Annotated in this window: 14 protein-coding genes; 6 read left to right on the top strand and 8 right to left on the bottom strand. The window is 61.8% G+C overall.

Annotated elements, in window-relative coordinates; genetic code table 11:
• Window positions 1-10: 10 nt before the first annotated feature.
• Together HYG82_RS37040 and HYG82_RS37035 are read right to left on the bottom strand one after the other, a co-directional pair.
• On the bottom strand, window positions 11-1,144 hold the full coding sequence (locus HYG82_RS37040; protein ID WP_179262588.1) for a CPBP family intramembrane glutamic endopeptidase: 1,134 nt from the start codon (window positions 1,142-1,144) through the stop codon (window positions 11-13).
• Between the two features lie 72 nt (window positions 1,145-1,216).
• Window positions 1,217-2,512, bottom strand: a complete 1,296-nt coding sequence (locus HYG82_RS37035; RefSeq protein ID WP_179262586.1) for a glucose-6-phosphate isomerase — start codon at window positions 2,510-2,512, stop codon at window positions 1,217-1,219.
• A 222-nt stretch (window positions 2,513-2,734) separates the two neighbouring features.
• Here HYG82_RS37035 and HYG82_RS37030 point away from each other — a divergent pair, with 222 nt between their 5' ends.
• From HYG82_RS37030 to HYG82_RS37020, 3 genes are all read left to right on the top strand, one after another.
• Window positions 2,735-3,208 (top strand): DUF5812 family protein, encoded by a 474-nt coding sequence (locus tag HYG82_RS37030; RefSeq protein ID WP_179262584.1) that lies wholly within the window; start codon window positions 2,735-2,737, stop codon window positions 3,206-3,208.
• Window positions 3,209-3,324: 116 nt separating this feature from the next.
• Entirely contained in the window at window positions 3,325-4,197 is an 873-nt protein-coding gene (gene secF, locus HYG82_RS37025; RefSeq protein ID WP_179262582.1) for a protein translocase subunit SecF, read from the top strand.
• Complete coding sequence (locus tag HYG82_RS37020) at window positions 4,194-5,843, top strand: preprotein translocase subunit SecD (protein WP_179262580.1); 1,650 nt, start codon at window positions 4,194-4,196, stop codon at window positions 5,841-5,843. The genes secF and HYG82_RS37020 overlap by 4 nt, the downstream gene beginning before the upstream one ends.
• 181 nt (window positions 5,844-6,024) lie before the next feature.
• Here the strand turns inward: HYG82_RS37020 and HYG82_RS37015 are convergent, their stop codons facing one another.
• Window positions 6,025-6,369 (bottom strand): P-loop NTPase family protein, encoded by a 345-nt coding sequence (locus HYG82_RS37015; RefSeq protein ID WP_179262578.1) that lies wholly within the window; start codon window positions 6,367-6,369, stop codon window positions 6,025-6,027.
• Between the two features lie 248 nt (window positions 6,370-6,617).
• Between HYG82_RS37015 and HYG82_RS37010 the strand changes: the two genes are divergently transcribed.
• From HYG82_RS37010 to HYG82_RS37000, 3 genes are all read left to right on the top strand, one after another.
• Window positions 6,618-6,857 (top strand): ArsR family transcriptional regulator, encoded by a 240-nt coding sequence (locus HYG82_RS37010; protein ID WP_179264594.1) that lies wholly within the window; start codon window positions 6,618-6,620, stop codon window positions 6,855-6,857.
• 589 nt (window positions 6,858-7,446) lie between these two features.
• On the top strand, window positions 7,447-7,782 hold the full coding sequence (locus tag HYG82_RS37005; RefSeq protein ID WP_235217730.1) for a bacteriophage holin: 336 nt from the start codon (window positions 7,447-7,449) through the stop codon (window positions 7,780-7,782).
• A gap of 105 nt (window positions 7,783-7,887) precedes the next feature.
• The gene (locus HYG82_RS37000) at window positions 7,888-9,219 is read left to right on the top strand and encodes a TIGR00341 family protein (protein WP_179262576.1); all 1,332 of its coding nucleotides are present in this window, start codon (window positions 7,888-7,890) and stop codon (window positions 9,217-9,219) included.
• Between the two features lie 67 nt (window positions 9,220-9,286).
• Here the strand turns inward: HYG82_RS37000 and asnB are convergent, their stop codons facing one another.
• The 5 genes from asnB to HYG82_RS36975 all read right to left on the bottom strand — a co-directional run bounded on the left by asnB (window position 9,287) and on the right by HYG82_RS36975 (window position 13,596).
• Window positions 9,287-11,197, bottom strand: coding sequence for an asparagine synthase (glutamine-hydrolyzing) (gene asnB / locus HYG82_RS36995; RefSeq protein ID WP_179262574.1), 1,911 nt, complete (start codon window positions 11,195-11,197; stop codon window positions 9,287-9,289).
• Window positions 11,198-11,789: 592 nt separating this feature from the next.
• Window positions 11,790-12,644: a DUF8008 family protein gene (locus HYG82_RS36990; RefSeq protein ID WP_179262572.1), complete on the bottom strand. Its 855-nt coding sequence runs from the start codon at window positions 12,642-12,644 to the stop codon at window positions 11,790-11,792.
• Window positions 12,645-12,839: 195 nt separating this feature from the next.
• Entirely contained in the window at window positions 12,840-13,238 is a 399-nt protein-coding gene (locus HYG82_RS36985) for a DUF8112 family protein (RefSeq protein ID WP_179262570.1), read from the bottom strand.
• Window positions 13,235-13,423, bottom strand: coding sequence for a hypothetical protein (locus HYG82_RS36980; protein WP_179262568.1), 189 nt, complete (start codon window positions 13,421-13,423; stop codon window positions 13,235-13,237). The genes HYG82_RS36985 and HYG82_RS36980 overlap by 4 nt, the downstream gene beginning before the upstream one ends.
• On the bottom strand, window positions 13,420-13,596 hold the full coding sequence (locus HYG82_RS36975) for a hypothetical protein (RefSeq protein ID WP_179262566.1): 177 nt from the start codon (window positions 13,594-13,596) through the stop codon (window positions 13,420-13,422). Before HYG82_RS36975 ends, HYG82_RS36980 begins: the two co-directional genes overlap by 4 nt.
• Between the last annotated feature and the right edge of the window lie 2 nt (window positions 13,597-13,598).

Raw genomic sequence — 13,598 nt, 5'->3', positions numbered from 1 at the left:
AGGCACGTTTTCAGGCGTATACGAAATAGAGGTTTCCAAATACGAGCGCGTTATACAGGCCGTGTATTAGCGCCGGCACGAACAGGTTCCTGGTCCGCTCGTATATCGTCCCGAGAACGATCGAGAGGCCGAAGACGGTGCCGAGACTTGCGATCACCGCTCCCAATCCGGCAGTTGCGTACGCGAGCGCGTGAACGCCCGCGAAGATGACGCTTCCAACCGCTACGGCACCGAACCGCGAAAACACACCGTACAGCGATTTCTGGATCACGTTCCGGTAGAGCAGTTCCTCGAACGGGCCGATAATCAGGATGGCAATCGGGACCAGTACCAGTAACAGTTCGGGGTTATTCTCGGCCTGCTGGGCCGTCGCGTGCTCCGAACTTTCGACGCCAGCCGATTGCATGAGAACGGTGATCGCATACAGCGTCACGAGGAGGACGATCAACCCGACGACAGTCCAGCCGATCTCGCGCAGCGTCGGCCATCGAAGGTCGATAAACGACAGGTCGTGATCGGTCATCCGGAGAAAGCTGCCGACGACGATTGTCGTTCCGATGACGACGCCGAGTTGACTAATGATCTGCGTTGCGACGAGCCGTTCGATCCCCGAAAGCGTCCCGACCATCGGAGAAACCGGAATCAAAAGGACGACCATTACGAGTTGCGGGACGATCAGTCCCGCGAGCCCGACGACCGTGAGGTTGAGCGTCCGTCGACTCCGCCGTTTGAGGCCACCGGGGCCGATCCCGTAGTAATCCGCGACGCCGATGCCAGCAGTCAGCCCAGCCGTAACGAATCCGACGAAGACGATCGGTATCGAAAACGGGATCGATGGCACGGCAAGCGGTGCCATTACGCCCTGATTCAGGGAATATCCAGCGAGCAAGACGACTACGACGCTCGAGACGGCCGCGACCGGTGCGGCGATCCGGGGCTTTATGTATCCGTGACGTCGGGCCAAGAAGGCGAGAACGGCGGTGACGGAGAAAGCCATCCCCGCCAGGACGACGGGATCGTCGACGCCGCGGCGGACGGGAACGAGCATGGCGACCATCGTGATTCCCGCGAGGGTGGTCCCGATCCCGGGCACCACTTCGGACGCGATCGGACCGGCGTCGTCGGCCCGTGCAGTCTCGGTCATACCTCAGTGTTCGTGCGAGGACTCATAGGCGCACCGCTACAGGTTGATGCCGGGAGCCGGTCCGACAGAGAACTACCGTTCGATTCGAAGTTCCGTCTTTTCGGCGACGGCCGCAGTTTCCGCGAACTCGCCCCCGCCGAGCAAGCCGCGAGTCGCCTTTTTCGCCCACTCAACGGCCGGTTGCTCGAACGTGTTGACGCCGTAGAGTTCCCCTGCGAGAACGCATGCAGCTTCCAGTCCGTACAGCAGTCCGCCGAGTTCGTACTCGTCTACGCGGTCGATTTCCACGCGGACGTTCGGCCGACCGGCGGCAGCAAGACTCGCCTCCGTCGCTTCGAACTCCGCCTCGAGTAGCGTCCCGAGGGTCGAATCGCCGAGATACGCCAGCTCCTCGACGTCGGTGTCCGGGATCGGCCGGTCGCCGCCGTTTCGCGGCGTGACGAACGTGACGAGTTTGTCCCGCGGGCCGGCTCGGTACAGTTGTAGTTGCGAGTGCTGATCCGTCGCGCCAAGCGCCCGGACCGGGGTCTGGCCAAGATCGTCCTTTCCAAGGCTCTCGGCCCACAGCTGGGCGAACCACTCGGCAACAGTCTCGAGGGACTCCGCGTACGGCATCATCGCGTTCACGCCGGCCCCGCGTCCGTCCAGGGCGTAGGTCGTCGCACCGTACGCGTACGCCGGGCAGTCGAACAGCGATTCAGAGAGGGTATCGGCTTCGGCGGCTGCCCCCTCGAGCAGTGCCTCGAGGTCGTGACCGCAGACGGCTGCGGCGACCATGCCGACCGCCGAGAGCGCAGAGAACCGCCCCGGAACGCCGTCGGGGACCGTCAGCGAGGGGAGATCGTGGCGGTCCGCGAGGTCGCAAAGCGGACCGGACTCGCCGGTCGTGACGATCGTCCGCTCGGTCCAGTCGACGCCGGCCGACTCGAAGGCGTCGCGGACGACCAGAAAGTTCGCAAGCGTTTCGGCCGTCGTCCCCGATCGCGACACGACGTTGATCGCCGCGTTTTCGAAGGACACGCGATCGAGGTGATACGAGACCCACTCGGGATCGACGTTGTCGAGGAAGACGGCCTCGGTGTCCGAATCCAGGGCGTTCGTAATCGTCGCCGCGCCGAGTGAACTTCCACCGATGCCGACGGTGATCATCGTCTCGGCGTCGGCAATCGGCTCGACCGCGGTCAGGATTTCGTCCGGATCGACCCGCTCCGGGAGATTCAATGCTTCATAGCCGTGTTCCGCGTTCGCCATCCCGCGCTCGATTCGAGCGTGGGCGTCCGCAACCTGCTCGTCCAGACGCTCGAGGGAGTCCCGCGAGACGCCCGGCGACGCGACAGTGGCGAGCGCGTTACCGATGTCGACGTTCATAACTCAGCACGCGACCGCCTGTGATAAAGGCGTTCCGTGACGAACCGCTCATTTCCCGTCTCCGACGTTGCGGTCGGCTACCGTGTATCAGCCGTCGCACCGAACCACCGCGAGACGGACCGAATGCGGCGTTCCTCGCGTCCGCAGCATCGCCAGTAGCAACGGATTGCGCCCCGGAGAAAAGCCGAAACCCGGAAACCGGTTCCCGATCTATGGCCGACCATGTCCGAAAAAACGGGAACCTTCGTCGTCACGCACGCCGAAACCGAATCGGCCATCGTCCGCGACGTCGACACCGCACAGGTCCACACCCTCGCGTCGAACCCCGGCCTCGAGGTCCACGACGTCCTCGAGGCGACCGTCGCGCCGGAGCCGCCCCTGGAAGTCGCCTGGGAGGTGATCGACGTCGCGGAACGACGGTCGATCGAGCTGGTCGACAGCGACCTCGAGCCGACCCAACACGCAACGGAACTGGCTGCCGAGGCCGAAATCGGCGACCTCGTTCGAGAAGAACGGGCTGGGACCGGCGAGATCCACGTTTTTTGCGTTCCCGAGGAAGAGGTCGTATCCGCGGCGCAAGACGTCCTCGAAGACGATGAGACGGTCGCTCGAGCGGCCCGACTCGAAGCGGTGCGCGTTGAAGTCCGGCATTCGGCCGACGACGAGGCGGTGAGCGTTCGGTATCTGCCGGACTGAACGCTGCAGAATCGGCCGGGCGTCGACTCCGCTCCGTTCCAGTCGCCGCGCGGCCGGCGTCAGATGCTGTCGGAATTGAGAAAACTTACTTCGGGGGGGTTCGAGTGATCGGGTATATGGCGTATTTCGACGTACCGGAGATCGATTATCCCCGGTACAGTAACCGCCAACTCGCGGCGGTTCCGCTCGCGGTTCTCGCGGTGGCACTGCTCGTCCTCAGCGGCTCGTTTCTCGTCTACGGCACGCCGGTCCCGCTCGGGATGGACTTCGCCGGTGGGACGGAATTGACGGTCCAGACGACGACGCCGGAGGGCCAGATCCCGGCGGCGTTCGAGGAGCAGCCCGAATCGGTGACCGGGGCCGGGGGGAACGAGTACATCGTCCGATTCTCCGAGACGGACTCACAGACCCTGAGCGAACAGGCCAGGGAGAACCTCGAGCAAGACGGCAACAGCGAACTCGTCCAGTCGGTTTCGTCGACGTCGGCGAGTTTCGGCCAGCAGAGCCAGCAAACGGCCCTCCTTGGGCTCGTCGTCGCGTTCCTCGGCATGAGCGCCGTCGCCTTCCTGCTCTTTCGGACGTTTGTCCCGTCGATCGCGATCGTCATCTCCGCGTTTTCCGATCTGGTGATCCCGCTCGCATTCATGCGCCTTACCGGCATTCCCCTCTCGCTGGGGACGGTCGCCGGCCTCCTGATGTTGATCGGTTACTCGGTCGACTCCGACATCCTGTTGAACAATCACATCCTGCGCCGCAGCGGTGAGTTCTACGAAAGCACGTTCCGCGCGATGCAGACTGGGGTCACGATGACGATCACGTCCATGGCGGCGATGCTCGTCATGGCCGTCACCGCCTTCGTCTTCAACATCGACCTCCTGCAATCGATCGGGACCATCCTCTTCGTCGGCCTCGCAGCCGATCTGATGAACACCTACATGCTAAACCTGAGTCTCCTGCGCTGGTACAAATTCGAGGGGATCCGATCATGAGCGCGCTCGACGCGATCAAAGGGAACTGGCGTGTCCTCATGCTCGTCCTGTTTCTCACCTTCGCCGTCGTCGCCCTGTTCGTTCCCGGCGGCATCGTCGCCGACGACAGCCTCGCCGAGGAAAGCATCGAAAGCGGTCCGACCAATCTCGAGTTCGGCCTCAGCTTAGACGGCGGAACGAGGATCAGAGTTCCGGTCACAGGGATGACCGCCGAGAACGTCGCGCCCGATGCGGTCAGTGACAACGGAGAGGTCGATCAGCAGCGACTCGATAGTATCGAATCGACGCTGTACCAGGAACTCGGCGTCGACCAGGCGGATGCCACCGTCGACGTGCAAGACGACGGGACCGTTACTGCCGAGGTATTCGTCGAGAACGTGACCGAAGCGGAGTTCGCCGCCGCACTGCAGAAAGCGAACGCCGATGCGTCCGAAGACGACATTCGCGACGGCGTCACCGAACAGACCCGCGATCAAATGATTTCGACGATACAGACGAAGATCAACGAAGCGGGGCTCTCCGGCGGCACGGTCTACGAGGCGTCGACGCTCAACGATGAACACTACATCGTCGTCGAAGTGCCGAACATGGACTCGAACGAACTTCGAACGCTGCTCTCCGAGCGCGGGGTCGTCCAGGTCGTCGCCTATTACCCGGGCGAGGACGGAAATCAGACCAAAAAACCGGTGCTGACTAACGAGGACATCGCAAGCGTTGATGCACCCGAACTCCGTGGTGAGGATACCCCTGGCGAACCGTATTACGTCGTCCCGGTACAGGTACGCGACAGTTCGGCCAGCGAATTCCAGCAGCAAATGAACGACCTTGGGTTTACCAGCGAGGGCGTCGGTAAATGTGACCTGCCTGAAGAAAATGGGAACTTTCAGTTCGGCGAAGGTAGCGGGAGCTACTGTCTATTGACAGAAGTCGACAACGAGACCGTCGCTGCCCACAGTATGGGTGACACCAGTTCGGGTGGCGGATCGGGCCTCGCAACGAACATGAGACGTGGCAACTGGGCGAACGATCCGTCGTTCTTCATGGGCGCACAGAACCAGCAGGACGCCCAGTCGCTGTCGGTTAACCTCCGGGCTGGCAGTCTGCGCGCCCCGCTCGACTTCGAAAACAGTCAGATCTACTCGATCGAGCCGTCCCACGCCGAGCAGTTCAAGCAGTACTCGCTGCTGATCGGACTGCTCTCCGTGATCACCGTCAGCGGCGTCGTCTACGCTCGCTACACGGACACCCGCGTTGCGCTCCCGATGATCGTCACCGCGATGGCGGAGGTGGTGATCCTGCTCGGCTTTGCCGCGCTGATACGCATGCCGCTCGATCTCTCGCACGTCGCCGGGTTCATCGCCGTCGTCGGGACCGGGGTCGACGACCTCGTGATCATCGCCGACGAGGTGATGGACGAAGGCGACGTCAACTCCGCTCGAGTCTTCCAGTCGCGATTCCGCAAAGCGTTCTGGGTCATCGGCGGGGCCGCCGCGACGACCGTTGTCGCTCTCTCGCCGCTGGCCGTGTTGAGCCTCGGTGACCTCCGCGGGTTCGCCATCATCACCATCCTCGGCGTGTTCATCGGGGTTATCATCACCCGACCCGCCTATGGTGACATCCTGCGTCGCCTGCTGACCAATCAGTAGCCGCATTCGTCACTCGGTCACCGTTTTCCCGATTACCTCGAGCAGCCGCGCGATTACGTCACACCGTCGTCTCGAGCAGCTTCACAGTAGCGTCGTCCGTCGGCGCAGATAGCAGCGAGCGACGACGGTCGCGGCCTCCGAATCAGCCATCGGCCTGCACTGATCGTGCGCGTCGCGTGAGTCAGGTATCGTCGTCGGACGGCACATCGCGTTCCAGAAGGTGATCCACGGCCGCAATCTCGAATCGAATCGTCTCGAGATAGCTCTCGACGGCGCGTCTGGCGGTCGCCTCGAGATCCCGTTCATCGACGGTCTCGAGGACGATTTCGGCCTGTTTGTCGATCTCCTCGAGACGGGACTCGATGGATCCGGGCTCGCGCCCGCCGTCCGCGAGTACCTCGTCGGGACGTGAGGAGGTCGGCGACGGCTGGTGGTCTGGTGAATCGTCGCGGACGCGAGATCGGGCGGCGATACGACTGTTAGTGGGGAAACGTGCGTCTTCAGGGTTGGATCGTTCGGGTTGCATGGGCGGTCTCTCCTGTGATGGTGACCCGACTCCGGCGTGCAGGGGTACGTCGGACTGTCAGAATCCGATGGAGCCGACTCACTCGAGTGGTCGGCCTCCGTTCGTTTATATTTTTCTAACGATTTACAATCAGAATGTAACGGTTCGGTATCGATTTATGACGTTTCATTACCAATTTCATACAAGTCGGTAAACCTATGGTTACGAACCGGCCCACCATAGACGTGGCACGACAACGGGCCGACTGGATGCGTCCGGTCGACGAGCACATCTTGGAAACGATGCGAGATGAGGGTAATTTGACACCACAGGCCGTCGAGAACTTCGACGTCTGTTCCCGGAGTCACGCCAGCGTGCGGCTTTCGAAACTCGCGGAGTACGGTCTGGTCAGTCGGATCGCCCAGGGACTCTACCGCCTCACGGACGAGGGGCGAGCATTTCTCAACGAAGAACTCGACGCCGCAGAACTCGAGCCGAAAACGGAGTGATGACGCGGAAAACGGATCCGCGGGAGTTCTTCGACGCGGCTTCAACACGGTGCCTATCGCCGGGCCTCGGCGTCCCGCGTGGCCCCGGGGGGCTTTCTGAGTGACAGTCCAGCGACCGAAACCTGTCGGCTACCGGTTTCGGCTCGGACGGTCGCCCGGCAGCGGCCGTGTCCTCGGCCGCACCGAGTTCGTCGTGTGCCTTCGGCCAGTAGCCTTCGGTGAGGGCCACTACGGTCTGTCATTTTATTCCGCCGGGGGCAGGGCGTCACCCCAAAATTCGATACGCATACCTTCGGTGTTAATATTTCCCATTTCGGATCAATATCAGTAGAGTTGTTGCGTACGAGTGTCCCGGTTTCGAGCGGGCGGTAAGTCGCCAACTCGTGGATTCGACCGCCGTGTCGGAGATAGCTGGCCACGACTGGTTGACCCCGGCGGTGAGGGGGCGATTCGATCAGCGATCGGACCGGTTCGTCGTCGGTACTGTCCGCGGGAATATCGGTACCAGTTTATAACGAGGTCCATAGTACGTCCGCGTGAGTCCGTCGGCGCGGTTCTGTCGGACGATACTCGAATGGAGGGAGACCCTATGAGCGAAGAGAGGGAACACACAACGACGGAATCGATGTCCGAGCCGATACACACCACGCGATCCGCCACCGGCTCGGAGCCATCTCGACTCGAGCCCACGGCGTTCGGGTTGGCCTGCGGGATTCTCTGGGCCGGCGGAGTCGCAGTCCTCGGGCTTACCGCCCGAATAGGATGGGGTAGACGATGGGAACGGCTACTCGCCGACGTGTATCGCGGCTACAGCGAAACCGTACCCGGACTCGCTATCGGGGCTGCATGGGCGTTCGTCGACGCGTTTACCGGCGGATACATCTTCGCCTGGTTGTACAATCGTCTCAGTCAACAGCTGGGATGACGACCCGGATGCGGGCGATCCGGTCGCATTCGGTTGCTACTCGGTTCGTACGGTAAGCAGTGATGCCCCGTCAACTATCGGTCACGGCGTCGACGTACCGTCCACATGCGCCTCGTACAGGTGTTGGTTCCCGACGGGAATCGCGAATCGGTGATAGCTGCGCTGGACGAGCAGGGGATCGATTACGCCGTGTTCGAGGAGACCGGCCGGGGCGAGTTCGAGGCGATGGTCCAGTTTCCGGTGCCTCCGACCGGCGTCGAACCCGTACTCGAGAACCTGCGAAGCGCCGGTATCAGCGAGAGCGCGTACACCATCGTGTTACCGACCGAAACCGTCGTCTCCGAGCGGATCGAGTCGCTACAGGCGCTGTACCCGGGAAATCGGGTTTCGCGGGAGGTGTTAAAGGCGAACGCACAGAGTCTCGCACCGGCGCGGTCGACGTATTTCGCGTTCATCGTGCTGAGCACCATCATCGCCACAGGGGGGCTGTTACTCGACTCCGCGGCGACGATCATCGGCGCGATGGTCGTTGCACCGCTGATGGGACCGGCGATCACCGCCAGCGCCGGCAGCGTGCTCGCCGACCGCGAGCTGGCGACCCGGGGCATCACGCTGCAGGTCGTCGGCCTCATGCTGGCGATCGCCGTGGCCGCCGCACTCGGGGCGCTACTCCGGGGAACGGTGATCGTCCCGCCTGGGACCGACATTCGAACGATCCCGCAGGTCGCCGAACGGACGAGCCCCGACTTCCTCTCGCTGTTTATCGCCTTCGGATCGGGGATCGCCGGCGCGATCAGCGTCTCACGCGGTTCCGGATCGACGCTCGTCGGCGTCGCGATCGCAGTCGCACTCATTCCACCCGCGGCGACTGCGGGGCTGGGAATCGCCTGGGGGTTCCCAGAAGTGGCCGCGAGCGCCACCGTGCTGGTGCTGGTAAACCTTCTGTCGATTAACCTCTCCGCGCTGGCGATCTTCTGGCTCAGCGGGTACCGACCCGAACTGACTGACCAACGAGCATCCGTCCGAACGGCGGTGCTCAGACGTGGCGCGGTACTCGTCATCGCGCTCGTCGTGCTGTCGGTCGTGCTCGGACTGGTCACGTTCGCGTCCTATCAGACGACGACGTTCGAACACCGGGCGACCGCCGAAACGGAGCGGTTTTTCGACGAATCCTCGCTTTCGGAATACGAACTCGAATCCGTGGCGGTTGCCTACGACTCCCAGGACATCGTCCTCGAGAACGATCCGACCGTCACGGTCATCGTCGGCCGGTCGAACGCCACGGCTGTTCGGCCGAACCTCGCGGATCGCCTCGATCGCCATCTCGAGGAGACGACCGGCGAGAACGTGGGCGTGCGAGTCGGGTTCGTCGTCGCCCAGGAGTCCGAACCGATTCCCGTGACGACCGAATCTCGATGGCACTCACCGCTCGCGTGACGGGTAGTCGGCACTAACTTCTCCACACGGGACCAGTAGCAGTTGACGTGACACCGCGTGCAGTTGATCAGGAACTAGAAATTGGCGTGTGGGTGTCTTTCGCAGTGGCACCGATGATCGAGGTGTGCTCGTCGATAAACGTATGATACCACGCAACGTACGTGAGAATCATCCAGAGCGTTCGCCCCACCGACTCGTCACCGCGCCGGTGTGCGGCCCGTAACGCCGTTGCCCTGTCCGCGTTGACGTACGGCGCGTTCTCGAGTTTCTCCCTGGCGAACCACGTCTCGATCGCCGCGTGTTCCTCCCGGAACCAGTCCGTGACGGGCGGTCGCATCCCCATCTTCTTGCGCTCTATGATCTCGTCAGGAAGCAGGTCGTCGACTGCGCGTTTGAGCACCCGCTTGGCGTTCCCCTCTGTGACCTTGTACTCGATCGGAAGGGAGTGGGCGAACTCCGCGATGTCGGCCGACAGGAACGGGACTCGGAGCTCCAGCGACTGCGCCATGCTCGTGTGGTCCGCTTTGAAGAGGTGGAAGTTGGGCAGGGTGTAGTTCGCCTCGAAGGCCGACATGTGCTGCTCGGGGGCCGGATCATCGATTTGCTCGGTCAATTCGCTCACGTGCGCTCGGAGTCCCGCCGTCTCGGCGGTTTCCCCTGTGTCGAGAAACTCGTCGGGTTCCGGTCGAAACGGCATGAACCCACACGTGTGGTGCAGCGTTACCTCGGTATTGTCTCTCAACCACGAGTAGTACCTGAGGTACTTGCCGCCCACCGGCGAAATCGGGGCGATGGAGCCTGCGATGTCGTGGGTGAACTGCGGGAGGAAATCGACGTTTCGTTTGTACTCCGACACCTGTCGATACCGGGGATAGCCCGCGAACAGCTCGTCGGCGCCTTCGCCCGCGAGGGCGACTTTTACGTCTTCGCTGGCGCGTTCTGAGAGGAGAAAGAGGGGGAGCATCTGCAGGTGGCCCGTCGGCTCGCCGAGATACCGGATCATCTCGTCGAACAGTTCCATCGAGGAGAGGTCGACGTTGACCTCGTGGTGGTTCGTTCCGAAGTGGTCGGCAACGAGACGGGCCTCTTCGCTCTCGTCGAACCGCGGATTATCGAAGGAGACGGCGTAGGTATCGAGCGGATCGTCCCTGTATTTTGAAGCGATGCCGACGATAGCCGACGAGTCGAGCCCCCCGGAGAGAAACGCTCCGACGGGTACGTCCGCCATGAGGCGGTTCTCGACCGACCGTTCCAACATGCTCCGCAATCGATCGGCCGCCGCTTCGAAACTCAGCGTCGAGCCGCCCGTTTCGACGTCCAGAACGTTCCAGTACTCCCGCTCCCGAGCGCCGTCGGGCCCGATCGTTACCGTGTGACCAGGTTTTACCTTTCGGACGTCCCGCAACAGCGTCTGCGAACCGGGCGTGTACTCGAGCGAGAAGTGATTGAAGACGGCCGCGGGGTCGATCGTTCGATCGACGCCTCCGATCAGCACCGCGGGAAGCTCGCTTCCCCACACGTAGCCGCCACCCGCTCGTCCGTAGTACAGTGGTTTGATTCCGAGACGGTCACGGGCGAGAAAGACCGTATTCGTCGCTTCGTCCCAGATCGAAACGGCGAACATCCCGTCGAGATGGTCGACCATCGCTTCGCCGTACTCCTCCCAGAGATGGACCAGGACCTCGGTGTCGGACTCGCTCTCGAACCGATGCCCGTCCCGCTCGAGCGACTCCCGGAGGGTCTCGTGATTGTATATCTCCCCGTTGAAGACGACGCTGATCGTCCCATCTTCGTTACACTTCGGCTGTGACCCCCCGGCTAGATCAACAATCGAGAGGCGGCGTGCCCCCATCATTATCTCCGCGTCCCGGTCGAGATATCTCCCCTCTTCGTCCGGTCCGCGATGCTCGATCCAGTCTAGCATAGACGAGAGTGTAGGCTCGTCCGTCCACCCGTATGCGCCGACAATACCGCACATTAGTGGAAAAGTACAACCGACATCACATTGTTAGGTCCCGAATTATATCTGTTTGGATGGAATTAATCGTCTATGATATAACAGCATCCGAGTTCTCCCGATATCAAGTACTCAGTCGTTCACACATGGTATCTCGGCAAACATCTGAAAGTATCCCATAATCTATGTCTGAAATATACAGTAACTTCAAGATTATATTCGGATGAATACTATAGAAGCCCGCGTCGTCTCGAGCGTCACCGACGTCGTGTGCCACTGCAAGACGAAACGCCACCGGGCCACTACTGCTACTGCTATCATCACCGATATCCACTTGCAGTGGTCCATTTCTGGGAATACGTAGTGTCTTGAGGGGGTTGTAGCGTCCTTGCCAGCGTTGGAATACTTGAAGTGGACGTAATCAGGTTGTTACCCGAGACACACCTGCTGTCCGCGGGGAACACGCCAGATCTCGTCTCGAGCAGGGACCGACGTCGACCGATCGAACGAGAGACTACCAAGTAACGAGATCATACGTACAGCCGCGATCGCGGTGGGTCAGATGTTTCGTGGACCCAAGTTTGCCCGGTTGGGCGGTGGTCACTCCCTGTGGTCAGTCGTATCCGTGGACACCAGCCGTCTCCGGTGATCCAGTCGATGCAGCAGTTGCCCCCGGAATCGAGGCATCCGCCTTCAGCAGCACCCGCCGTTCCGTGTACGGTAGTCCATTCTTGCGTTCGGTCCGCTTCCGAATCGCCAAGCGGTTCTCGGAGAGTTCGAGCAAGGCATCGATCATCCTCGAGACGAGCTTCTTCGCGTAGGCGTCACTCACACCCGTTTCCTGCCGGCGGATCCAGTGTTTCATATCACTGGCTTTGACGTACTCACGAACACCCTTGCAGCCCTCTTGCCACGGATCGTCGCCGACGCTGGGGTCACTCCGAGCTCGCCAGAGTTTTACCGCGAGTCGAGACGGCAAGGAGTTCGTCGACGACCGGAGCATATCGTCGTCCATCTGGACCAGTTGCTGGATCGGCAGGAGATCGCCGTGGGATAGCGTGACCGATCCACCCCGATCGAGAGGATCGTCGGAGTCGGGAATCCGCATGTACGTATCGTCCTCTTTGGTGAATCGCTCGAGGCGTTCGACGCCGTCCGCAAGTGCGTCAGGATCAACGTGATCGGCGAGGAGATGCGCGCCTTTCTCGAGTTCTCGCGTCTGGAGTTCGGCGATTCGGTCCTTGTTCGCGCCGGCTTTCTTCAGGGCCGCCTGTGCGACTGCGTCCAGCCGTGCGTTCTCTTCTTGGAGGGCTTCGATCTGTTGCTGTTGGTCTTCGATCTGGTCGCTCTGCTCGGAAACTGTCTCTCGAAGAGCGTCGTTCTCGCTCTCGAGATCGTCGATCCGTGCCTCGAGCTGCTGGAGGTGGTCTCGGATCGATACGTCACTGTCGGGAGTGATGGGTGTCATCGGGGGAATGGAGGAAATCGAAGGTCGTTCGCCAGAACGGAGCTCGAAGGTCGGCCAGAAGTCAGAACACTGCCGCTATCGAGACGGATGGGTTGCCCGTCTCGAGGATAAGGCGACTGCTGGCGTCGTGGCCATTGGAGACTGGCCGGTCGTGAGGAGAGCACCGTTCAGGGAGGCTATGCGGGGGAGTGGTGCTCAGGCAGTGGCCACGATCGTGGGCTCGACGAGTATCGTCCAGTGCGTCTGACCCGCCATCGCGAGTCCGAGATCAGCGTCGAGGAGGACGTCCTCGCGACCGTTCGCGGTCTCCGTCAGCTTGGTGGGAGCGCAGCCGGCACAGTAGACGGCCGCAATCGTGTAGGTCGGCTCGTCGGAGTACCGACAGGCTCGACCGCTTACTGGATGCCCTTCGTGGAGGTGGTCGCTGCAGTCTTTGCAGGGAACGATCTCGCCTGCCGTGATCCGTGCGCCCTCGAATTGCTGCTCGAGGAGACATGGATGGTGGATCTCAGTCCGCGTCGGCTGTGGTTGGCCGTCGGGCGACTCGAGGTCGCTCTCACAGACCGACGCCAGCCAGACGGAGGAGTCCGTCATCGGTCCTCCTCCGTGGAGTAAGAGTCGTCTGCCTCGATGCGCTTGTACACCTCGATCGTCTCCTCGAGGTTTTGGATTGCCGGCTCGAGCGACAGCGGCTGGATGATCTCGCCGTCGAGAATCCACACGTCCGCGAGGACTTCCTCGAGACGGACTCGGATCGGATGATCGGGTCCGTTGGTCATGCTTCGACCTCCGGGTTTGAGTCAGTGGCTTGGGTGTCAGTCGTCGTGAAAGTGGAGTCGTCGAAATCTGGTCCGGCGAACGCCTTCGCTTCTGCGAGGAGTCGGGTTTGGCGTTTGGCCTCGCGCTCGAGTTGCTCACTGCGGAGGCTCTGGTGTCGGTCTCTGGCGGACATCG

Origin of the sequence: Natrinema halophilum, from assembly GCF_013402815.2 — an archaeon.
Classification (GTDB): Archaea; Halobacteriota; Halobacteria; order Halobacteriales; family Natrialbaceae; genus Natrinema; species Natrinema halophilum.
Note: the sequence above shows the minus strand (reverse complement) of the source record. Positions and strands in the feature narration are given on the sequence as shown.